The sequence below is a fragment of the Microtetraspora glauca genome (genome assembly GCF_040656155.1).
In the GTDB taxonomy this organism is placed as follows: domain Bacteria; phylum Actinomycetota; class Actinomycetes; order Streptosporangiales; family Streptosporangiaceae; genus Microtetraspora; species Microtetraspora glauca.
Genome location: NZ_JBFALK010000003.1, coordinates 161,515 through 183,126 on the forward strand (window position 1 = coordinate 161,515; position 21,612 = coordinate 183,126).

The 21,612-nt window shown below is 68.6% G+C and carries 14 protein-coding genes and 1 pseudogene; 8 read left to right on the forward strand and 7 right to left on the reverse strand.

Annotation, left to right across the window (positions count from 1 at the left end; translation table 11 throughout):
• Positions 1–5 precede the first annotated feature (5 nt).
• From AB0I59_RS06970 to AB0I59_RS06990, 5 genes are all read left to right on the forward strand, one after another.
• Positions 6–1,856: an alpha/beta hydrolase family protein gene (locus tag AB0I59_RS06970; RefSeq protein ID WP_358130942.1), complete on the forward strand. Its 1,851-nt coding sequence runs from the start codon at positions 6–8 to the stop codon at positions 1,854–1,856.
• 345 nt (positions 1,857–2,201) lie between these two features.
• The gene (locus AB0I59_RS06975; RefSeq protein ID WP_358130945.1) at positions 2,202–3,512 is read left to right on the forward strand and encodes an MFS transporter; all 1,311 of its coding nucleotides are present in this window, start codon (positions 2,202–2,204) and stop codon (positions 3,510–3,512) included.
• Complete coding sequence (locus tag AB0I59_RS06980; RefSeq protein ID WP_082776428.1) at positions 3,502–4,536, forward strand: tetratricopeptide repeat protein; 1,035 nt, start codon at positions 3,502–3,504, stop codon at positions 4,534–4,536. Before AB0I59_RS06975 ends, AB0I59_RS06980 begins: the two co-directional genes overlap by 11 nt.
• A gap of 56 nt (positions 4,537–4,592) precedes the next feature.
• Positions 4,593–5,147: a hypothetical protein gene (locus tag AB0I59_RS06985; RefSeq protein ID WP_358130948.1), complete on the forward strand. Its 555-nt coding sequence runs from the start codon at positions 4,593–4,595 to the stop codon at positions 5,145–5,147.
• Between the two features lie 474 nt (positions 5,148–5,621).
• On the forward strand, positions 5,622–8,936 hold the full coding sequence (locus tag AB0I59_RS06990) for an ATP-binding protein (RefSeq protein WP_358130951.1): 3,315 nt from the start codon (positions 5,622–5,624) through the stop codon (positions 8,934–8,936).
• A 50-nt stretch (positions 8,937–8,986) separates the two neighbouring features.
• Here the strand turns inward: AB0I59_RS06990 and AB0I59_RS06995 are convergent, their stop codons facing one another.
• From AB0I59_RS06995 to AB0I59_RS07005, 3 genes are all read right to left on the reverse strand, one after another.
• Entirely contained in the window at positions 8,987–9,799 is an 813-nt protein-coding gene (locus AB0I59_RS06995) for a hypothetical protein (protein WP_358130954.1), read from the reverse strand.
• 447 nt (positions 9,800–10,246) lie between these two features.
• Complete coding sequence (locus tag AB0I59_RS07000; RefSeq protein ID WP_358130957.1) at positions 10,247–11,293, reverse strand: DUF6745 domain-containing protein; 1,047 nt, start codon at positions 11,291–11,293, stop codon at positions 10,247–10,249.
• Between the two features lie 223 nt (positions 11,294–11,516).
• Positions 11,517–12,740 (reverse strand): DUF3103 family protein, encoded by a 1,224-nt coding sequence (locus AB0I59_RS07005; RefSeq protein ID WP_358130960.1) that lies wholly within the window; start codon positions 12,738–12,740, stop codon positions 11,517–11,519.
• 552 nt (positions 12,741–13,292) lie between these two features.
• Between AB0I59_RS07005 and AB0I59_RS07010 the strand changes: the two genes are divergently transcribed.
• The 3 genes from AB0I59_RS07010 to AB0I59_RS07020 all read left to right on the forward strand — a co-directional run bounded on the left by AB0I59_RS07010 (position 13,293) and on the right by AB0I59_RS07020 (position 15,703).
• Positions 13,293–13,829: a TetR/AcrR family transcriptional regulator gene (locus AB0I59_RS07010; protein ID WP_061252503.1), complete on the forward strand. Its 537-nt coding sequence runs from the start codon at positions 13,293–13,295 to the stop codon at positions 13,827–13,829.
• 465 nt (positions 13,830–14,294) lie between these two features.
• Positions 14,295–14,414, forward strand: a complete 120-nt coding sequence (locus AB0I59_RS07015) for an ALQxL family class IV lanthipeptide (RefSeq protein ID WP_358130963.1) — start codon at positions 14,295–14,297, stop codon at positions 14,412–14,414.
• 191 nt (positions 14,415–14,605) lie between these two features.
• Positions 14,606–15,703 (forward strand): radical SAM protein, encoded by a 1,098-nt coding sequence (locus tag AB0I59_RS07020; protein WP_358130966.1) that lies wholly within the window; start codon positions 14,606–14,608, stop codon positions 15,701–15,703.
• Positions 15,704–15,838: 135 nt separating this feature from the next.
• On the opposite strand, the gene AB0I59_RS07025 is transcribed toward AB0I59_RS07020, so the two are convergent.
• From AB0I59_RS07025 to AB0I59_RS07040, 4 genes and pseudogenes are all read right to left on the reverse strand, one after another.
• Positions 15,839–17,575: a S8 family serine peptidase gene (locus AB0I59_RS07025; protein WP_358130969.1), complete on the reverse strand. Its 1,737-nt coding sequence runs from the start codon at positions 17,573–17,575 to the stop codon at positions 15,839–15,841.
• 292 nt (positions 17,576–17,867) lie between these two features.
• A complete protein-coding gene (locus tag AB0I59_RS07030) occupies positions 17,868–18,860 on the reverse strand; it encodes an FG-GAP repeat domain-containing protein (protein ID WP_358130972.1) in 993 nt (330 codons plus the stop codon).
• A 572-nt stretch (positions 18,861–19,432) separates the two neighbouring features.
• Positions 19,433–19,989 (reverse strand): annotated as a pseudogene (locus AB0I59_RS07035) (transposase).
• 243 nt (positions 19,990–20,232) lie between these two features.
• Entirely contained in the window at positions 20,233–21,519 is a 1,287-nt protein-coding gene (locus tag AB0I59_RS07040) for an MFS transporter (RefSeq protein WP_061252499.1), read from the reverse strand.
• Positions 21,520–21,612 lie beyond the last annotated feature (93 nt).

Genomic DNA, 21,612 nt, shown 5'->3' on the forward strand with positions numbered 1-21,612 from the left:
ACGCCATGAGCACCGAGACGACGAGCACGGAGACGACGAGCACGGAGACGGGCCCGGTCGCCGGCAGGAGGGCCACGCACCCTCCGGAGCTCCGGCGGATCAACTTCCGGTTCTCCGGCAAAGGGCGTTACGCCGCGTGCCTCACGGCCGGCGACCGCCGTCCCCTCGCGCCGGAGCTGTGGGATCTCACCGGAGCGCGCCCTGTGTCCCACGTGCTGTGCCCGTGGGACGGAGACGGCCCCTGGAGCACCGCGGTGCCATCCGACGACGGGAACATCCTGCTCAGCCGGGCCGAGAGCGGAGGGATCCACCGGCTCCTCCTCGTCGTCCCCGGCGCGGTGGGCTCCGCCGCGCAGGTCCACGAGCTGGCCGCCCTTCGGGGTGGCGGCCTCAGGCTGGTGGCCGGTGAGACCTCGGGAACCGCCGCTCTGGCCTTCCACACGACCCCGGCGGGCGGCACGGCCGTCTGGCGGCTGTCCGGCGTGGCCGAGCCCCCCGAACGGGTCGCCGACGTGCCGTTCCCTCTGGCGGGAGGCGTGCGGATCGACGAGAGGGGGCACCTGCTCGCTCTGGCCGCGCCGTACGGGCAGGGGACCCGCACTGTGGTGCTGGACCTGTCCCGTGGCACCGTCTCCCCACTGTCCGGCCTGCCGGAGGAGGAGCATCTCCTGCTCGCCGCTCCGCGCGGCGGGATACTGCTGACGGCCCGCGAGAGCGGAGGCGTCTGCCAGCTGGGAATCCGCCGGCGGGACGACGACGGGCCGACCGCCTTTCCCGAGGGCCTCAACATGATTGAGGAAGCGGTCACTCCGCTCGCCCTCGACCCGGCGGGAAGACATCTCGCGCTGTCGGTCACCCGAGGTGTCCGCTCCGTCGTTTTGCTGTACGACCTGGCGGAGGACGGCGTCCAGGAAATCGGGCCGGCGGCCGGGATCGTGGTGCCCGCGGCCCGCTGGAGCGAGGACGGGCTGCGGCTGGTCCACTCGGCTCCCGACCGTCCGCCCCGGGTGGTGACGGTGCCCGCTCCCCTCAGAGGACATTTCGTGGCGGACGACGCCCCCTCTCCGTGGACGCCTGCCGGAGCACGCCTCTTCGACGGTCCGGACGGCCCCATCGAGGCGGTCGTCTACGGCGAGCCCGCCCACGCGGCGCGCGTGGTCCTCGCCCTGCACGGAGGGCCCCAGGCCGCCTGGCAGCTCACCTACGAGCCGCTGTTCCAGCGTCTGGCCGCCGAGGATGTCGCCGTGGTCGCCCCCAACCAGCGCGGCAGCACCGGATACGGTGCCGCTCACCGCGACGCGATCATCGGCGCCTGGGGCGGGCCCGATCTCGCCGACATCCTCCGCCTGGGGCGGATCCTGACCGCGCTGCGAGGGCCCGGCCACTCCCGGCCCATGCTGTATGGCGCGAGCTACGGCGCCTACCTGTCCCTCCTGGCGGCCGCCGCCGAGCCGAACCTGTGGGACCGCGCCGCCGCCGTCGCGCCGTTCCTGTCCGGGCGCGAGTTGTACGAGGACGGGCCGGCTCCCGTGCGGGCCATGCTCGACCGTCTGCAGGGCCGCGAGGAGATCACCGGCGACGACCTCGGTCCCCGGGACCTGCTCCGGCTGGCCGGCCGCATCCGAATGCCGCTCCTCCTCATCCACGGCGACCAGGACTCGATCATCCCTGTCGATCACTCGCGACGGCTGTGCGACCGGCTGACGGCGGCCGGTCATCCCCGTATCGATCTCACGTACGTGGAGGTCCCGGGCGCGGGGCACGACCCGCTGACCGGGCAGGAGGGTCACCTCGTCCTCGAACGTCTCATCGCCTTCCTCCGCGCCACGTCGCCCTCCGCCATACAGGGCGGATAGACCGGCCGACGGCAGACGGACCCCGTCTCCTCCTTAAGCATCCACTAGTAAGTCGCAAGTCAATCTTGTCACCATCAAGATAACGGTCCGATCAGCCGTCGGGCCGAGTCCTTCGATTCCAAAGGAGTCCCGATGTCTCTCCACGACGAGACCGTCCTCGAGCCCGGCCTGTCCACCAACCACAACGAGACCGTCCTCGAGCCCGGCCTGTCCACCAACCACAACGAGACCGTTCTGGCCTGAACCGATCCGACGAGTTCCGGCGAGTAACCGGACCGGAAGCAGCCTGACCCATCGGGAGTTCCGCAACGCTCCTGTTGACGGACGGAAGGACGGGCGGAGCGGATGCCGTCTCAGGAGTTGGTTCCACGCCTTCCCGGGCGCGCGTGGCTCGCCCTCTGCGGCGACGCCGTGTCCGCGGCCGGAGCCGGTCTCACTCTCCCCTTCCTCCTCGTCTACTTGCACGACGTGCGGGGAATCGAACTCGGGCCGGCCGGGCTCGTCCTCTCGGCGATCGCGATCGCCGGACTCGTCGGAACCCCCCTCGGCGGGCTGCTCGCCGATCGTCTCGGTCCACGACGGCCGGCCGCGGCGGGCCTTGTCCTCGCCGCGGCCGGTACCGCCGGATTGATCGGCATACGGAGCGCGTGGCAGGCCGCGCTCTGGGCCGCGGTCTACGGATTCGGGACCGCGGTCACCGAGCCGGCGTTCCAGGCGCTGTTGAGCACCTTGGTCCGTCCGGCCCAGCGCCCACAGGTGTTCGCGGTACGGCACGCCCTGCTCAACGTCGGGCTCAGCACAGGCAGCCTGCTCGCCGCGTTCTTGGTGGACTTCTCGTCACCGCGGACCTTCGTCACGATCTACGTGATCGACGCGGCCAGCTTCCTCACGTTCGCCGTGCTGGTCGCCCGAGCACCACGTCGCGGTCACGCCGTCCCCGGACCCCGCGTCCCCGGACCCCGCGTCCGCGGCCCTCGTGTTCGCGGCGGATACCGCGAGATACTCGCCGACCGGCTGTTGCTGCGGATCTGCGTGTCCGTCGCCGTGGTCTTCACCTGCGGGTACGGGCAGTACTACAGCGCCTACCCGATCTTCTCCGTGCAGACGGGCGGTCTCGGCGCCGCCGCGTTGCAGCTGACCTTCCTCGCCAACACCTGCACGGTCGTTGCCGCTCAACTCTTCGTCCTGCGCCTGGCGACCAGGCGTCGCCGTGGCCTCGCGTTCGCTTCGTCGGCCGCGCTCATGGCCGGCGCCTGGCTCGTCGTGGCGGGCGCCGCGCAGCTCGGAGGCGGCCCGGCCGCCGTCGCGGCGTTCATGGTCGCGATGGTCCTGTTCGCCATCGGTGAGACGCTCATGGCCCCAAGCGTTCCCGCCATCGTGAACGATCTGGCGTCCGATGCCAGCCGTGGCAGATACAACGGGGCCTACACCTTCGCGCAGAATCTGGGCTACATCATCGGGCCGGCGATGGCCGGCGCGGCGCTCGGCTCCGGGCACGGATCCGTACTCTTCCTGGGCCTGGCCCTGGCACTCGGCCTCGTGGCCCTGCAGGCGGCCAGGCTCGACCGCCTCCTCGCCCCCTCAGTGAACCTCGTCGACGCCGGCCCGGCCGGCGACCGCGACATCCATACGGAACCCACACGCGATGGCCATTGACACCCCAGAAGACAGGACTGCGCCGAGCGCCGGCCCGCGTCCCGGCGACACAGATCCCGCCGTACGCGAAACCGAGCCGCATGGCGACACGCCCGCCGCTTTGCTGTCGGCGGCGGAGGCGTGGCGGCGACGCGGACGCTTCGACGAGGCCGAACGGGCGCTGGAGCGAGCCGTCCAGCTCACCCGCGCTACCGGAACACCGCAGGATGTCCGGCTACGCGCGCTGGACGCTCTCGCCGGGCTGCTTCGCGTCAGGGGGAGCTACCGCCGGTCGGACGAGGTGCTGCGGGGCGCGCTCCGCCTTGCCGAGCAGGCATCGGGACCTGCCTCCCTCGCGGTCGCACGCATCTGCAACAGCCTGGGTGTGCTCCACAAGTACACGGGACGGTTCGAGGAGTCCGAGTCCTTCTACCACCGGGCCCTCGCGATCGTCGAAGCCGAGCTCGGCGACGACCACCCTTTCACGGCCACCCTCTACCACAATCTCGGCGGCCTGAACCACGCACGGGGGACACACGCGCGGGGAGAGCCCTTCGCCCGCCGCTCGGTGGAGATCCGGCAGCGGACTTGTGATCCGGCGGATCCGGAGCTGGCCGCCGACAAGGCCGCCCTCGCCGCGATCGTCCACGCGCTCGGCGACCTCGACGAGGCGGAGCGCCTGCTGGTGGAGGCGCTCACCGTATTCGAGACGCGACTGGGCCCGGAAGACTACGAAGTCGCCTCCTGCCTGAACAACCTCGCCGCGATCCACTATTCGAAAGACCACCTCGAAGCGGCCGAGAAGGGCTACCGCCAGGTCCTGTCCATCAAGGAACGGCTGCTGGGCCCGGCTCATCCGGAACTCGCCGTCGCGCTCAACAACCTCGCGATGACCCTCTGGAAGCGCGGCCGGCCCGAGGCCGCCGTGCCCGCCTTCGAGCGTGCGATCACCCTGCTGGGCAGGGAGGTCGAGCAGGAACAGCCGGTCCGGCAGGCCTGCCTGCGCAATCTGGAGAACTGCCGGCAGTCGATGCGAGGGCGGTAACGCCACGCCCCTGCCGTTTCTCTCCCCCGCGGGATCCATCGTCGCCGTCAGCGATCGTGCTCCGGCAGCTCGGTGTCGATGCCGCGCTCAGTGCCGAGAGCCGCGCCGGCGGGCTCCCCTCGGCGCTGCCCGGAAGGGACCTTCTCGATACACCCGCACTCGGCATCTCGCCCGCCTGCGAGGATGCCCTGATTCTCAAGGAGCAGTTGATGATTGATCCGCGCTTCCCCCTCGCCAGCTGGTTCCTGATCGTCTCAGGGGCCGGCTTTCTCATCGTCTACGCTCTTCCGCTCCTGCTAGCGCCGCTGCGGTGGGCGCGCTGGTTCCGGTGGGAGGTCGCCTCGAGCCCCACGGACCTCACCGTGTACTTCGGGCGCTGCCTTGGCGGCGTCGCGGTAGCCGTCACCTGGGCCGCGCTCGCCGCTGCGTCCGATCCCGAGCACCACGTGATCGTTTTCGACCTCATCGCGGTCGCGTGCGGGCTCCAGACGCTCATCCACGTGGACGGCGCGGTGCGCCGTACCCAGCCGTGGACGGAGACCGTCGAGATCGGCCTGTACGCCGCCCTCTGCGGTGCTTCTGTAGCCATTCGCGTCCTGCTGCTGACCTGACCGTCCGAACGCGACCTACCGGATCCGGTGGAGCCGGCTACGCGGCAACGGCGAGGGGCCGTCGCCGGGTGCCTGCCCACCGGACCTGCAGACCCCTCGCCGCCCCACCATCACCGGCAGGCGTTCACAACCCATCTCCAAGCCGGCCAGACGAGACTGTCTCCCCTGTCTGATTCACCTGGGGAGGAGCTCACATGGCATAGCCAGGTCGACGTCCCGCCCGGCGCCGCCTGTCATGGCCGAGAAGCCCGAAGCCTCGGCGAGATACGGCAGAGGACTATCTCCCGACATGCTCCTATTTGTCGTGAATAGCAGCACGGCACGAACTACATCCGTTGCCGCGTCTGTCGATAGGAGATGCCCTCTCTGTCACAGATCCATGACAAATGTTGCAGAAGACCCGATAAGGGATATTTCATGCACGAAAAGGATCCCGAAGCAGCCGCCGTATCTACTGGCCGACAAGGTGAGGGCATGGATTTCCGCGTCCTGGGTCCCTTCGAAGTACGTGACGACGACGGGGCGATCGTCGGCCTCGGCGGTCCACGGCAAAGAGCCGTCCTCGCCCGGCTGGTGATCGCCGCGGGGGCGGTCGTCTCCACGGACACGCTGATCGACGATCTCTACCAAGGCACGCCTCCCGCGACCGCCTTGGCCTCGCTCCATGTCTATGTGTCGAACCTGCGCCGGGCCATAGAGCCGGGGCGGGCGCCACGCACGCCCCCGCAACTCCTCATCGCACGACGGCCCGGCTACCTGCTGGACACGCCGAACGTCGACGCGCTGCGGTTCGCCGCACTCGTCACCGACGCCGAACACCGCCCGTCGGAGCAGGCGCTCTCCCGGTTGGACGAGGCTCTTGGGCTCTGGCGCGGCACTCCGTACGGCGAGTTCTCGGGTGAGCTGTGGGCGGTCACCGAAGTGAACCGCATGTGCGAGTTACGCCTGGTGGCGATGGAGCGTCGCGCCGAGGCACTGCTGGATCTCGGCCGGCCGCAGGCGGTGATCAACGACCTGGAGTCCCAAACCGGCAGGCATCCGCTGCGCGAGCGCCTGTGGTGGCTGCTCGCCCTCGCTCTCTACCGCTCCGGCCGGCAGGCCGACGCCCTCGCCACATTGCGCCGGGCCAGGAGCCTCATCGTCGAGCAGCTGGGCCTGGATCCCGGCCCCGAGCTGCAGACGCTGGAAGACGACATCCTCCGGCAGGCGATCACAGCCCCACCGAGCCGCGTCACGTTGGCTCCCGCCGGCCCGGCCGCCGCCCTCGTCGGCGTGCCCTCGCCGCCCCCGAGGCTCGGCCGCGACCAGCAGCTCGCACAAATGGAGATCCTGCTTCACCGCGGTGACGTGAACACCATCGCGGTGAGCGGTGAGCCCGGCATCGGCAAGACATGGCTCCTGGAGGCTTTCAGCGAGCGGTGCTCCGAGCTTGGCCGCCTGGCGCTCTGGGGCGGCTGCCAGGAGATCGAAGGAGCTCTGCCGCTCTGGCCGTGGATCCAGGTCCTCAGGTCGCTCTCGCAGGTCCACCCGCCTTTGGACAGGCAGGCTCTCACCGGTCTCCTCAACGAGGAGGCGCCGACGGGCTCGGCCGTGGGGGCGAAGATGCATCGCCACCGAGCCATCGCCGATTGGCTCGTCGCAACCGCGCGGGTCCAGCCCCTGTTGATCATCTTCGATGATCTCCATTGGGCCGATCTCGCGACCCTCGAACTCCTCGGCGACGTGATGGCCCTCATCAAGGACTCGCGGGAGTGCGTCCCGCTCACGGTGGTCATGGCGTTCCGGGACAGCGGAGATCCGTCCGCCATCGAGTGCGTCCTCGGCCGGCTCGCCCGATACGAACTGCTCCGCCTTCGACTGGCCGGCCTCGACGCCGGCACGGTGCAGGCCCTGGCCGCCACGATGGGCTCCCACCTCGACGAGCAGACCGCGCACCGGCTGACCCGGCGCACCGGCGGCAACCCGTTCTTCGTCCGCGAGACGCTGCGGATGCTCGCCCACGGCCACCCGCTGGACACCCTGCCCGACGCGGTCGCCAGTCTCATCCTCCAGCGGCTGACCGCGGTCGGTCCGCAGGTGGCGGACGTGCTGAAGGTCGCCGCGGTGATCGGCAGAGACTTCGACCCGGACGTCGTCGCCCAGATCTGTCAGGCCGACGCCTACGACCTCCTCGATCAGGCGGTCAAGGCCGGACTGATCCTGTCGGCGGCCAACCGCATGGCCTTCGCCCATGACCTGGTGAGGGAGACTCTCATACGGGAGATCCCTCCGTTGCGGAAGGCGACGATCCACCGCGCGGCGATGAACGCGCTCGCCACGCGTCCCGCGGTGGACCTGGCCGTCATCGCCCACCACGCGATCGAGGCCGGTCCAGCGGCGTACGCCGAGGCGGTTCACTGGGCCCGGGCGATGGCCGAGCAGGCGACCCTTCGCCTTGCCTACGAGGAGGCCGCCATGTGGTGGGCCCACGCGGTCAAGGCCCACGGCGCGAGCGCCGGCGATCCGGCCGACCATGTGGAGCTGCTGCTCCGGCAGGCGAAGGCGCTGCTCGAGGCGGGGGACGCACTCGGTGCCAGGAAGGTGCGCGCTCAGGCGATCCGAATCGCCGACCGTGCCGGCGACCAGGGCGGCCCCCGCCTGATCGCTCGTGCGCTGACCGCGCTGGACGCACCGTCGATCTGGAACCTGCGCAACCCCTATCAGGAAGTAGAGCTGCAGCTGCTGCACCGGTTCGAGCTCGCGCTGCGGGCGCTGCCCGACGACGACAGCCCCGAGCGGGCACGTCTGCTCGCCGGACTCGCTCAGGAGCTGTACGACGGGACCAACGACCCGCGCTGCGACATCTACTCCATGGAAGCCGTCGGGATGGCACGGCGGCTCGACGATCCGCAACTCCTGATGCGGATAATCAACGCACGCTACCTGTCGCTCCCGAGCAGCATCTACGTGGAGCAGTCCATGGAGATCGCCGAGGAGATCGGAGAGCTCGCGCGGCGTACGCAGACTCCCGAGTTCGAACTGCTTTCGGAGATGATGCTCACCTACCGCCGTATGGAGCTGGTCGACCTGCTGGGAGCCGACGAGGCGGCCGCCCGATGCGACCGGATTCTCAACCAGATGCCCCTGCCGTGGCCCCGCTTCCAGCACACGGTGTGGCGCGCGGGACGTCTGGCCATCTCCGGACGGTTCGACGACGCCGAGGCCATGTACGCGGACGCCGAGCGGCAGGCCGAGCACATCGGCATGTGGTACGCCGGCTCGATAGTGACCCTGGGCCGTCTCCTTCTCCACTACCAGCGCGGGACGATCGCCGACGCGGGTCCGCTCGTCGACGCGCTCGCGGGCGTTCATCCCAGCACGGACCAGCTGCTGCAGGTGCTCATGTTGTGCGCGCAGGACAGGCTGGATGAGGCGCAGAAACTGGCAGCGAAGGGATGGCTGCCACCACCACTCGACTGGGCCTGGCTCACCGTCACCTGTCTGCAGGGGGCGGCGCAGGCGGCGGTCGGAGACATCGAGGCATGTGAGGCCACCTATGCCGTCCTCGCCCCCTACAGCGGGCGGATATCGGTGGGAGCCGCCATCGCTTTCCTCGGGCCCGTGGACTGGTACCTGGCATTGCTGGCCTCGGCCATGGGCGATGAGGCGGCCGCCGTACGGCACCTGTTGACTCTCGCACAGCTGGCGGGCCGGGCCGGGCTGAGTATGTGGAGGAATCGCGTGATGGCGGTCGCCGGCCTGAAGATCTCGCCCGTGCGGTGGGACGCGAGCGTCGCGAAGGCCGGATGACCTCGCCGTAGCCGGCGGCCGCGGCCCTCCGGCTGCGGCAGGGGATCGTCTCATCTCTCCTTGCCGTCCAGCCCGAGGTCGGCTCTCGCGAGGTCCCGGCACTCTCCCAGGTACACGGCGAAACACACCAGCGCGGTCTTGCCCACGTCCACCTGCCGCCACAGCAGGGCCGGGTCGCTCAAGCTGGACTCGAGATCGCGCCGCCAGGTTTTCAGGTGATCAGCATGCCAAGCGATCTGGGCCGCCAGGAAATCGAAGCAGTCCGAATCTCTGCCGAAGACTCGCCGGCAGTTCGCCAGAAGAGCAGGACCGATCGTCACGAGCAACCGCCCGACCTCATAGGAAATGGCGGCACCGCAGAATGGGGATGGACCGTGAATCACGTTCTCGCAGAGCCTAACGTAGAACTCCGCGCCGGCCAAAGGGGACATCCCCAATAAGACTTCCACGTCAAGCGACTCACCGTGCCGGTCACGCCACCAGCCCGCCGTCGCACGGACCGATTCCAGCAGCATCGACTCGGAATCACGATCCGGCCCGCCTGTGTCCGGCGTCTTCTCGAACGGCCCCGTCCCCGGACGGCCGTATCCCCAGCGCCGCCTCGGGAGCCACCGCCCCTCATAACGGGTCAGGTAAAGACCATGGGCGCTGAAGCGCAGGAACCACCGAGCGAACAGGCGGCCTTCGCAGTCGGGCGACAGTAATCGCACCAGCCCCTGTTCCTCGGCCATGAGACGGCGTTCCTGCTCCAACGCCGCCTCGTATTGGTGCAGGGCCTCCAATTCGTCTACTCCTCGATGCTCACGAGCAAGACTCCACCGCACGAAGACGAACCCACCGCCATCGTGACTGACGAGTTCCATCAACCGATGAATTCGCCGTCAGACAGAGAATCACCGCAAGCACTTGTGATCTACTAAGCCCCGAGCGCTCTCCGATCGTGTTGCGACTGCGGAGTTCCGAATCGTCTGCGGCCCACGTCGATCGCTCCCCGCGAGCCGTGTGCCCAACCGTCCCCTTCGCTCTTACTGTCATCCACTCGTGAAGTCACCGATGAGGCGCCGGCCAGCACCGGCGTAAATTTCTCTTAACCGCCACCACGGAAGAGCCCACTAGTGATTCACAAGGGTCATCCCGGAGCCTCCGTATACGGCGGCGTCAGAATGCCGTCACAAGAATTCACCTGCGGTAAGAGGAAACTTCATAGAAGTCGACGTCAAAGCTCTCGACATGCTCACCCCCACGGATCAAGCCCAGTTGATGCCCTGCTTCGCCACCTGCTACGACTGGACCCGGTGGCGGTCGCCGTGTCACAGCACGAGGTACACGTTCCCCGCCTGGACGTCGGGGGTCACCAATACCCGGAGCCGCTCGTCGAGGACATGCTCGGGAAGGTCGTACAGCGCCAGACGCGAGCCGGGGTCGCGCGGGTCCTCGATCTCGGCGACGAGGGGCAACCCCGATTCCCTGATGTAGCGCTCCCAGCCGAAGGACTCGATCGCGCACCTGCGGATCTCCGGGTCGTCCTCATCCCTGATCGCCTCCCGTGTCGGGCCCTTGACCACCCACTCGGGCACCGGGGTTCCATGCCACGCGTGGAGCGCGTATCCGTCGCGCCAGGACAGGGCGGGCCCGGTCGCGCAGTGAAGGCGCTCCAGCTCGTCCCGGCGCAGGACGGTGGGCCGCTCGGACAGGATGACGCCGTCCCCCGACGGGATCCACCAGCCGAGCCGGCGAGTGGCGTCGACGAGTGTCTCAAGCCGCCCGTCTCGCATTTTCGCGATCTGGAGGGCGCAGGTGTACAGCGCCATCCAGTGCGCGTCCCGCCAGATGTCCTGGACCCCGCCCAGGTGACCGCACAGCACGGACGGCTGGGCGCTGAGCCGGCTCAGGACATGACCGCGCAGGCGCACTCTGAGCCGGTTCCACAGCGGTTCCCGAATCCGGGAGCCGATCTGGGTTCTGAGCTCGTCCCACAGTTCGGCGCCGAGCTCGTCATGGAGCCGGCGTGCCAGCTGGTCCTCCAGCTCTCTCCAGGGGTTGCTCCGGTACCTACGCCGCAGTTCGCGACGGAGTCCGGACACGAGCTCGGGTGACGGCGTCTCCGCGAGCCGGGGTCGGCCGAGGGTGTCGTCGTCGAGGCAGGCCCGCAGGCAACCGGCCGGAGAACCGGCCCACACGATTCTGCCCGGCGGCTCGAGCCGCGACGCCGTATACGCCTCCCGTACGGCCTGCTCCGCCGCGCGCCGGTCGACCGGCTCCGTCGACAGGCCGCTCTCCGTCCACTCGTCGCAGACCCCGGCGACGAGTGTTTCGTGTTCCTCGGTGAAGACTCCTGTGAACGTTCGAGCATCCATCCGGTCTCCAGTGGGAGCGAGATTGGGGCTGCACGGCACGTGCCTCGCGTCTGCGGAACCCGGCCGGCCCCCGGGCTCAGGCTCACTCAGAGTCCTAGTGAGACGCTTGGTCGCTCTCACCGCATCGCTTAACGGACCTAAATCCGCGACAGAGGACGGGACGACGGCAGGCAGGCGACGCGGGGGTGGTGGCCCCGGTATCAGCCGGGGCCACCCTCCTTCATCAGGAAGAGGTCTTGACGTAGACGTAGGTCCACATCCCGGCCGGGTTGGCGGCGCAGCTCAGGGTTCCCTGGAACTTTCCGACGTTGTAGCAGGAGTCGACATAGTCGTCGTTGTCCGTCGTCCAGTCGGACGGCAGCGCACCGATGATCTTGTCGGCGACGGGGGTGTACTGGCCGTAACCGGTGACGGTAAGCGCTCCATCCACGACAGCCTTGACCAGGGGGCCCAGGTCGACGCTGTCATCGTGCTCCATCCAGACCACGTCCACGTTGGTCCACAGGAAGCTGCCCCACTCGATCAGTGTCTGGTTCGGGAAGTAGTTCTTACCCTGCTGCTGGATGTAGGGCATCCAGATCTGGTCGACCCGTGCCTTTCCGTCCGTGCCGGCGCCGGCGACGAAGGCGTAGATTTCGGGGCCGCCCTTGTACCAGGGCTCATGGGAGTTCAGGTTCTCGATGGCGACGATGTCGGTGGTCTGCCGGACCGCCGCCGCGCCCTGCTGGAGCGCCTCAGTGCCCGTCTGGACCCCCGCGTTCTGCTGAATCTGCTCAGCGCGCGCACGGTCCCCCTCGTTCTGCTGGAGCTGCTCAGGTCCCGACCGGTCGGTCCCCCCGATACCGGCCGCGGTCAAGCCCTGCCGGACCGCCCGCTGCGCCAGTTCGGCGTCCTTGTGCTCGTCGAGGCCGACGATCAGCACCGGGCGGTTGGGCGCCTTGAACGCGTCGAGCTGCTGGCTGCGGCCCTTGGAGTCGAAGGCGACGACGGTGCGGACCGCCTTCTCGTCACCCGACGGGGTGGCCATCACCAGGGTCTCGCCCGCGGAGATGCGCTTGACCTGCTTCGGGTCGATCCGGATCTGCAGCAGCGACTCCTCGGCCTGAAGGCCCTTCAGCTTGAGGATCTCGCTGTTGGCGTTGCGGGCATAGTCGGCCAGGTCCCGGGCGCCCGGCGCCGAGCCGAGCAGCGCGGCCAGGTCGGCCTCGCCGTCGTCGGCCAGCTCGCGGGTGAGGGCGTCCCGGAACTGCCGCTCGCCCAGCCGGCGGGCCACCTCCTCGGCGAGGTGGCGCTTGAAGCCGTCCATGGTGCCAGCCCGGACGTCGGCGGCCGAGGCGTTCAACGTCTGCGGGGCCGGGCTCGGTGCGGCGGTCGCGGCGGGTGCGGAGGAGAGGCCGCCGATGGTGACGGCCAGGGCGAGTGCGGCGAATGTTGCGACTTTCTTCACGTGAACCTTCCTCACGTACGAGGGAACGGTCTCCCGAGCAACGGCGGCGGGTTCGCGGGACGGCCTCCTCGCGGTGAACGCCTGATCGTCGCTGAATGGGGGCCCGCACCCGGGGTGGTTGGACAACGTCGGCACCGCGGCGGACCGCGGGCGTCCTCGTTGCCGAACCAGCGTCACGCGAGGCCCTTGTGAGCTACTTATGCCTGCATGCCGGATTCGCTCTCTGCTACCGGAAATGACGAAGCGCCTCGCCACCGGCCTTCCGCCCGGCTCCCGGCATGGGCACTCGCATGTCGCCACACGGCACGTGCTCAAGAGAACCAGCGAGCTCTTTTGAGATCAAAAGAAACCTTCATCTGGAATACCGGCCACAGCGTTAGCACTTCGTTAGAACCGGCTCCGGACCCTCCCTTGCGCACAACGGAATGGAGACGCCACCGAAGCCAAAAGGCGAATCGGATGGACACGGCCCCTGGTTCACCGCCTGTGCGGTGGGGTCACGTCAAAGAGGGTGTGACGCGCGCCGGTGACAACTTCCGTAATATGAGGGGGATGAGCGCCCCAGCCGGCAAGCAGCCCTACCATCACGGCGATCTGCGGCGCGCTCTGATCGACGTCACCCTCGAAGCGATCGCCGAGGACGGGCTGGGCGAGCTCAGCCTCCGTGAGCTGGCTCGGCGGGCGAACGTCTCCCACGCCGCTCCCGCCCACCACTTCCGGAGCCGGGCCGGGCTGCTGACCGCGATCGCGGCGGAGGGTTACCACCTGCTGGCGGACGAACTGGAGCGGGTGCGCGGCGATGACGTCACCGAGCAGGCCGTCGCCTACCTGCGGTTCGCCACCGCCCATCCCGCGCACTTCGCGGTGATGCGGGCACCCGAGCTGTGCATCACCCGGGATCCCGAACTTCTCACCGCCCGCGAGCGAGCCGGTGAGCAACTGCTGCGCCCGGACGACCGGACGGTCGCGCTGGCCGCCTGGGCGCTGGCGCACGGACTCGCCAACCTGCTGCTCGAAGGCAACGTGCACCCGGATCCCGGAAGCGACGTCGAATCCCTCGCTCGCGCCCTGCTGCGCCATCTCGCCTGATCCCGTGCGCTCACCCGGGGAGATCTGCCCGGCCGGCCGGCCCTCCTGAACGCCGCTCGCCCGGGTCCCAGCGGCACCGACAAGGAATCACTATCGATTCGCAAGGACCGTGTCGGATTATTTGGTCGGGCTGAACTCGCATGAGAGTGCGGGAATGACAAGCAGGCGAGCCTCATTCTCGGCAGGCAGTCCATAAAAGAATCCGGCGACACATGCTCGCTCTCCCCGTCAGGCAGGGTCAGGCGACCTCGCCTGGCACCGTCCGTCATCGCCGGGCGCGCCGCGAGAGAGACAGCGCTCCCCAGCGACGCCGGAAAGAGCAGACGCATCCTTCTCATGGCATCGCGCCGCGACGCACGAGCGGATGAGACGTCTCGCATGCCCCGTCGGCCCGGCTGTCAGGCCGGCGGTATCGGGCGCCACCCCGGAACCGAGTGGAGGCGCAGACCAAGGAAAGGTGAACCGATGGAACTCGACGTCACTGCCCTCGACATGCTCCCCGCCTCTCAGGAGGTCGGCCTGTATCCCTGCGCCGTAACCTGCTCGGAGAACACGCGCTGCGGCGACCACGGCACCGTCCTTTGATCGCACCGCTACTCCGGCTCGGCGGTCCGGCCTGAGTGAGAGCCGGGCCCCTTCACCGGCCCCTCGCTGACTCCCGGCCCCCGCGGTGAGGCCAGGATCCCGGCGGCCTCCGCCTCACCGCGGGACTCCCCTTCTAAGCCCACCTGATAAGGCACTGGCGACGCCGCCGGATACCGACGAGAGGACGGAACATGGATCGTCCAGGACCCAGCGACGTCATCTGGGACATCACTTATGCGTGCCCGCTGCGATGCGTACATTGCTACTCCGAGTCCGGAAGACGACCGGGCCGGCAACTGAGCCTTGACGACATGCTCAAGGTGGCCGATGCGATCATCTCCCTCGCCCCGCAAGCGGTCGAGTTGGCGGGGGGTGAGCCACTGCTCGTGAAGGGTGTCTACGAGGTCGCCGAGCGTATCTCCCGGGCCGGAATCGCCGTGAATCTCTACACCAGCGGGTGGACGATGACGGCCTCCGTGGCGGAAGAGGCGGCGCGAGTGTTCTCAAGGATCACCGTGAGCGTCGACGGGGCCGACGCCGCGACCCACGATCGGATCCGGGGGCGGTCCGGCTCCTTCGATCGGGCCATGGAAGCGTTGGCCCTCCTCGAGGACGTCTCCCTGCAGCGGACGATGCGCGGCGGCGACCCCGTCCTGTTCGGGCTCGACTGCGTGGTCATGCGCGGCAACTTCCACCAGATGAGCGAGCTGTGCAGGGTGGTCGCGTCTCGCTTCTCGGAAATGCGATTCCTCACCTTCGGCGCCGTGGCCCCGTCGGGTCTCGCCAGCAGGCCCGGGTTCAGTGACCGGGAACTCCTCACGGACGAGCAACTCAAGACGCTCACGAGCACCGAGCACAGGCAGGGCCTGCAGAACCTGGTACCCGCCACAGTCCGGGTGGCGACCACGGACAACTTCATCCTGCAGATGAATCCGGCTGTCGTCGAACGATTCGGATTTCCTTTCATGGAGATCGAGCCCGACGGCCAGGTGCGCGCCATGCCCGTCTACGAGGGCACCGTCGGCAGCCTGCTGGATGAGGATCCGCAGGCGTTGTGGGCACGGGCGGTCGCGCGATGGAGCGACCCTTTCGTCGTCGACGCACTCCGATCCGTACGCACCTGGGCCGACTGGGCGGAGGCGACCCGGCTCATCGATTACCGCTTCGGATCGGACGAGGTCAGGAAGCGGATCGGCCGACGGCCCGAATATCGCGTCCAGGCATCTGACGACGCTCCGGGGGAAGGCCAGAAGGCCGATCGGCGCCCGCGCCCACCGTCGCCGCTGTGAACGCCGACTCGGGACGCCGGCTACCACGCCGACTCGGCATCCCGTTCGGCGCCGTCCTCGTCTGCAGCCGCAGAGAGAATCCGCGCCTGCGTACCGGGCGCCTGAACCGTCGACAGGTTCAGGCGCCCGGTCGGTTCAGCGGACGGCCCGGAAGGCGTCCACGATGCCGTAGCCGTAGAAGCCGTTGCGAAGCCTGTTCCCCTCACAGACGTGCGTGTCGGTGACCGTTTCGCCGCTCGGCAGGTGCCGGACGTAGGTGTACGCGGCGGGAGTGGGGCAGTCCTTCTTGATGGCGGTCGCCTTCAGCATCGCCTCCACCACGGCGGGGTCGAGCGTCTTGCCGCCGCGCTTCGGGTCCCGGTGACCGTACTTGCTCACGATCAGCGCGGCCACTCCGGCGGCGTGCGGCGACGCCATCGACGTGCCCTGGAGGTATTGGTAATAGGCGCAGACGGTGCCCTTGCAGTCGCGGACGACGCGAGCGACGTTGGGCGTGCCGTCGGGGTTCAGCTCGCCGTTCTTCTCGGCGAGCGCCTTGGGGTAGGCCGCCAACACCGCTTTGGTGGTGTCGCGGGTGTTGTCCGGCGTGTCGTAGGTGTCCCCGCCGGGGGCGGCGAGATCGACGGATCCGTTGCCGTAGTTGGATCCGTAGGCCTTGCGCTCGCTGATGCCGGTCCCGGACACCCTGATCACGTGATTGCCCTCGACCGGCATGATTGAGCAGTCCGGCGTGATCGTCCGCGAGTAGGGCGCCTCGCCGGGCACCCTGACGAAGTTGGGGCTGAAGGTGTCGACATAGTCCTTGCTGAGATCGGCGAACTGGTTGCCGATGGCGGTGATCAGGGTCACACCCCTGGAGTGGGCGTAGTCGAGCGCCCGCTGCATGGCCTTGACGATCGTGGCCTGCTCCAGCCGGGCGGCCGGAGAGTCGGCCGGGTTGTCAGCGCAGTTGGACAGCCACGGGTCGATGAAGTAGCTCATGTTGGCCACGTCGATGCCGATGTCGGCGGCGTAGGTCAGCGCGTCGACGCTCGGCTGGAGGAAGAAGTAGCCGACGTCGGAGCCGACCCTCAGGTTCACGATCGAGACCTTTGGCGCCACGCCTGCGACGCCCAGCTGGTTGATCGGCGAGGCCAGCGCGGACGCGACGTGGGTTCCATGACCGTCCTCGTCCACATCCGCCGGGTCGTCGCACGAATGGTCCGGATCCTCCTCGCAGGGGCCGTCCACCTCGTTGCCGTCGGCGTCGTACGGGATGTCCACCGTGAAGTTGCGGCTCAGCGCCCGGTTGAAGTTCGGTGCGATGTCGGGATGGGAGCCGTCCACGCCGGTGTCGAGGATGCCGACCAGCACGTCGGGGTCGCCCTGCTCGTACTTGTACGAACCCTCGACGGTGGCGTGGATCTGCTTCATGTCCCACTGCAGTTCCGAGAGCGGCTCGGCGTCAGGGGCGGGCTTTCCCGGCCTGACGCCGGAGGGCGTGTCGCGCTCCCCTCTCTCCGGTTTCTCGTACGCCTCGGCCTCAAGGGCTTTGCGCACCGCCGCGTCCCTCATGGGGGCGGATTCGGGCACGCTGCCGATGGACCGGTTGCGGGCGATGCCCTCGATCAGGGGGCTGCTCCGTAACACGTCCGTGAAGCCGGTTTCGGTCGTGCTGACGGTGGCGAGACCGACGGCGCCGTTCTCCTTGAGAACCCTTCCTCCCGCGGCATGGATGGCGCCCCTGGCATCGGCGGCGTTGACTCCCTCCTTATAGAGGACCACGTATTCGGTCTCCCGGCCGGGTTCCGCGCCCGGCGGCCCGGCCTTCGCGGGAGCGGCCTGCGTCGTCGCGATCAGAGCGGTGAGCGCGATGATGACAGCGCGTTTCACATATACCTCCGCGTGCGGGAAGCATCGGCCGATCTCGGCCGGAGTCTCCCCGAGTGGAAGGTCCCGCTTCTGGCGGGACCGGTCGATGAGTCTCCGTCGAGGCTGACCGTTCGCGCTTGTGATCCACTAGCGGTCGTCCATGAGGATCGACGGCTCGCGCAGGGGCGGGAGAGCCGCACGCCCGCGGCCGTGTGCCGCCTCGCCCTCCGGCACAGGACCGCTCCGGCCAGCGGGATCTCGTACTGGCCGGAGCGCGCTGACAGAGTCTCGGACTTACTCGGTGCGCCGATCGTCAGTGCAGGATGAAGCCAGGCCAGCGGGACGCACCGGTGATGCCCAGGTCGCCTGGGTAGATGAGCTGGGCGTTGGTGGCGGAGATGCCGGTGGCCGAGCCGCGCAGGACGGCCAGCATGCCGGCGTTGCTGTTCTTGCCGGAGGCGCCGACGATGACTTCGCCCTTGCCGTCACCGGTGACGTCGATGATCGAGACGGCGTCGCCGAAGCTGTCGTTGGTCTGAGATTGCGTGCTGAGGGGATCGGTGACCGGAGCGGTCGGCGTCGGGGTGGAGCCGAGGTGGTCCTGGGTGACGAACTGCGCTCCGGTCAGCACCGGACCACCGGCGGAACCGGGGATCACTGCCACCATGCCGGCGCACACCTTGCCGGAGACCGTCTTCTGCCAGTCGCCGATGGCGATCTCGGCGGCGCCGTCACCGTTGACGTCACCAACGGCCACACGGATATCCACATCGTCTTTCAGCCAGGTCAGGTCACGGGTGGAGAAGCTCGGCGTGGCGGGCAGGCCGGTGGGCGAGCCGTACCAGACCTGCAGGGTCCCGTCGGAACCAGCGGTGACCGTGATCAGGTCGTCGTAGCCGTCGCCGTTGACGTCGCCCATGGCAGGGCGAGTGGTGGCTCGAGCACACCCCGCGGCGGCGCTGCCGCACGACGCCAGGGTGCCGAGGATGGTGCGCCGAAGCGGAGAGGTGTGCGGGGGATATACGACGCTCAGCTCGTAGGTATATCCGTTGTTGTCACCGCTGATGTACGCCAGTTCGGTCTTCCCGTCGCCGTTGACGTCACCGGCAGCGGTGTCATGGGCGTGCACCATCGTGCTCGACCCGTCCTGGTTGTACAGGTATTGGTAGGTGCCCTGCTGGGCCCCGTTGTACCACCCGGCCAGGGTCTCGCTGCCGAACCACTGGTCTTTCCACATGGTTTTGACGATGTCGATGCCGGGCTGGTCGTCGAACTCCCCGGCCTGCATCTTGTCTGTCGTATACACGCCATATCCCCTGTAGCCCGTGTAAGGGAGGCGGCGAGTGTTCTGGGCGATGCCGGTGGATGTCCACGAGTTGACGACCGCGTACCACTGGTGGCGGCGATGAGGTCGGTTCTGCCGTCCTTGTCGACATCGGCTGCGGCCAGATGCAGGCCTAGATCGTTGCACTTGTAGTCGGAGGTCGCACAGTCGGCGGGGGGCTTGAGGAGGACGGTGTTGGTCTTGCTGAGCCCGTTCGGCCCGCCGTACAGGACGCGCGCGCCCTCGAGAGCGACATCGTTGTAGCCGTCGCCGTTGAAGTCGTAGTTCTTCTGTGCCGGCGCGGCCGCCTGCGCGGGGGCGGGGATGACGGCGAGGCCCGCCGCGAGGGCGAGCGACGCCGCCGAACACGAGATCTTTTTAGCGTTCATGAGGAGCAGCGTGCCGAGGAGTGCTTAGCGCTTTCTTATGGGCGCCCGCTGAGACTACAACGGCATTTCGTTGTGTTCGGAGGCGGCGCCGGCGTCGGCCGGCGTGGGGGGACGGGGCTCGACGCGCTGCCACTCATCGCGCACCGGCCGGACGGCGGGGGCGGGTCAGGTATGCCAGGAGACGACGGCCCCCGGCTCCCGTGAAGCCGACCGGACCGCTGCTGACCGCGCGGGCGCGGTGACCGCGAGGTAGGCGTGGGCGAGCATGGCCAGGGTGATGTGGCGGTGCCAGGCGTCGTAGTGCCGCACCTGGTAGTGGTCGAGGCCGGTCTCGTTCTTGGCGCTCCGGAAGCACTCCCCGATCGCCCGGTGGGCCTCGGCCACGCGGGCCAGGTCGTCGATGACGGTTCCGGCGGGGCTGTGGCAGGTCGGCCAGCCAGGACTGCGGCAGGTAGAGTTCGGCGTCGATCAACGCCTCGCCCAGCGGGGACGCGTACGCCAGGAAGATCCCAGCGGGCGTTGCTCAGCAGTCGCTGCATCCGCCCGGGCGTGACGTGCCCTGCCGCCTCGGCCAGTTGCCAGCCGTTCTTGCGCTCCAGCGGAGCCAGTAAGCCGGTCAGGTACGCCCGCGCCTGCCGCCGGGACTCCACTCGCCCGAACCGGCCCGCCACCCGCGCGAACAACACATCCAGCCCGAACTCCTGCGGGCCCTCAGCACTCATACACTCGACATGCTGAAACGCATAAGGTCACGAAACCCGACTGCAGCATTAAGGCCTGTTTAGAGGGACGGGCGCCATGCCCTGTTCCCGAAGACACCGGCGAGTCTTCCGGGGCCCTCCTAAGAATCCACTAGTGAGGCCTTGGGATGCCTTGTCCGGTCGATGCCTTTCACGCCTCAACGGCAACGACGCGGCCGCCACCCTGATCGTACCGACCGGCACGATCAGGGTGGCGAGCTGACGCTAGTTCTCGTCATCCCGGAGGTCCGACCGGCGGATGAACAGCGAGGCGATGACGGAGATGACGGCGCCCGCGGCGGCGTACCAGCCGACCCAGTCCTGGTGCCCGGAACCGGTCATGGACTCGGCGACGAGCGGGAAGGTGCCGCCGAATGACGCGACCGCCAGGGAGGTGGAGACGCCGATGGCCATGGCCCGGATGTGGATGGGGAACAGCCGCCCGCCGAGCACGTTCAGGACCGCCAGCGCCGGAGCCGCGCCGATCACGTAGAGGCAGGCGGCGGGCAGGAAGGGGATCGCTCCCGACAGGAGCGCCGACATCAGCGGCACGGTCGCCACGGCCAGGTAGACCAGTCCGACGCGCGTGAGCGTCAGAGGACCCAGCCGATCGGAGATCTTTCCGAAGACGACCATGGCGATGAACTGGACCAGCACCGCGACCATGATCAGAGTGGACCCCGCCGACGCGGAGACGACCCCCGCACCGATCGCGTACTGGGGAAGGTAGAGGCTTCCGAAGTAGACACTCATCGTGGTGCCGACGGAAATGAAGAACACGGCGAGCAACTTGCGCAGGTTGGCGCGCAGAAGCGGGCCCACCTTGGGACGCTCGCCCGACACGCGCGTCCTGACGAACTCCTCGGGCTCCTCCACCGACCGGCGGATCCACAGGGCCGCCAATCCGAGAACCGCCCCCACCAGGAAGCCGTACCGCCAGGCGCCGTTCTCGAGGCCTTCCTTGCCGAAGCCGACGAGCAGGACGGACAGGACCGCGAAGGACAGCAGCTGTCCGAGGGCGCTGCCCCCGTAGGAGATGGCGCTGTAGAGGAACCGGCGGGACCGCGGCGCCGTCTCGGTCACGAAAGCCGCCGAGCTGGCGAGCTCGCCCGCCACCGACAGCCCCATCGCGAACCGTACGACCACGACGAGGACGGCCCCGGTCACACCTGCCGACGCGTAGGTCGGCGCGAGACCGATGAGGAGGCTGCCGATCGCGATGACCGATACCGACAGGGTCATCATGAAGCGCCGGCCGCGCGTGTCCGCGACGCGGCCCATGACGATGCTGCCGAGCGGCCGGGTGAAAAAGCCGATCGCGAAGCCCATGTAGGCGGCGAGTAGCTTGGTGAGCGAATCGCTTCCGGGGAATATCTGCTGGGCAAAGTATGGGGCGAGCACGCCGTAAAGCGTCCAGTCGAAGAACTCGACGACGCCACCGACGGTGGCGGCGGTGAGTTCCCTGCGTGCGGGACGCTCGGGCGTGGTGACGGTACGCGAGGTTGTGATCACAGATCCTCCCGAAGGCGGAGAGTGGAAAGCCTCCGGCCCGTGTTGCGACAATCGCCAGAATTCGCATCGAGGCTGCGGTGGCATCGGGAAACG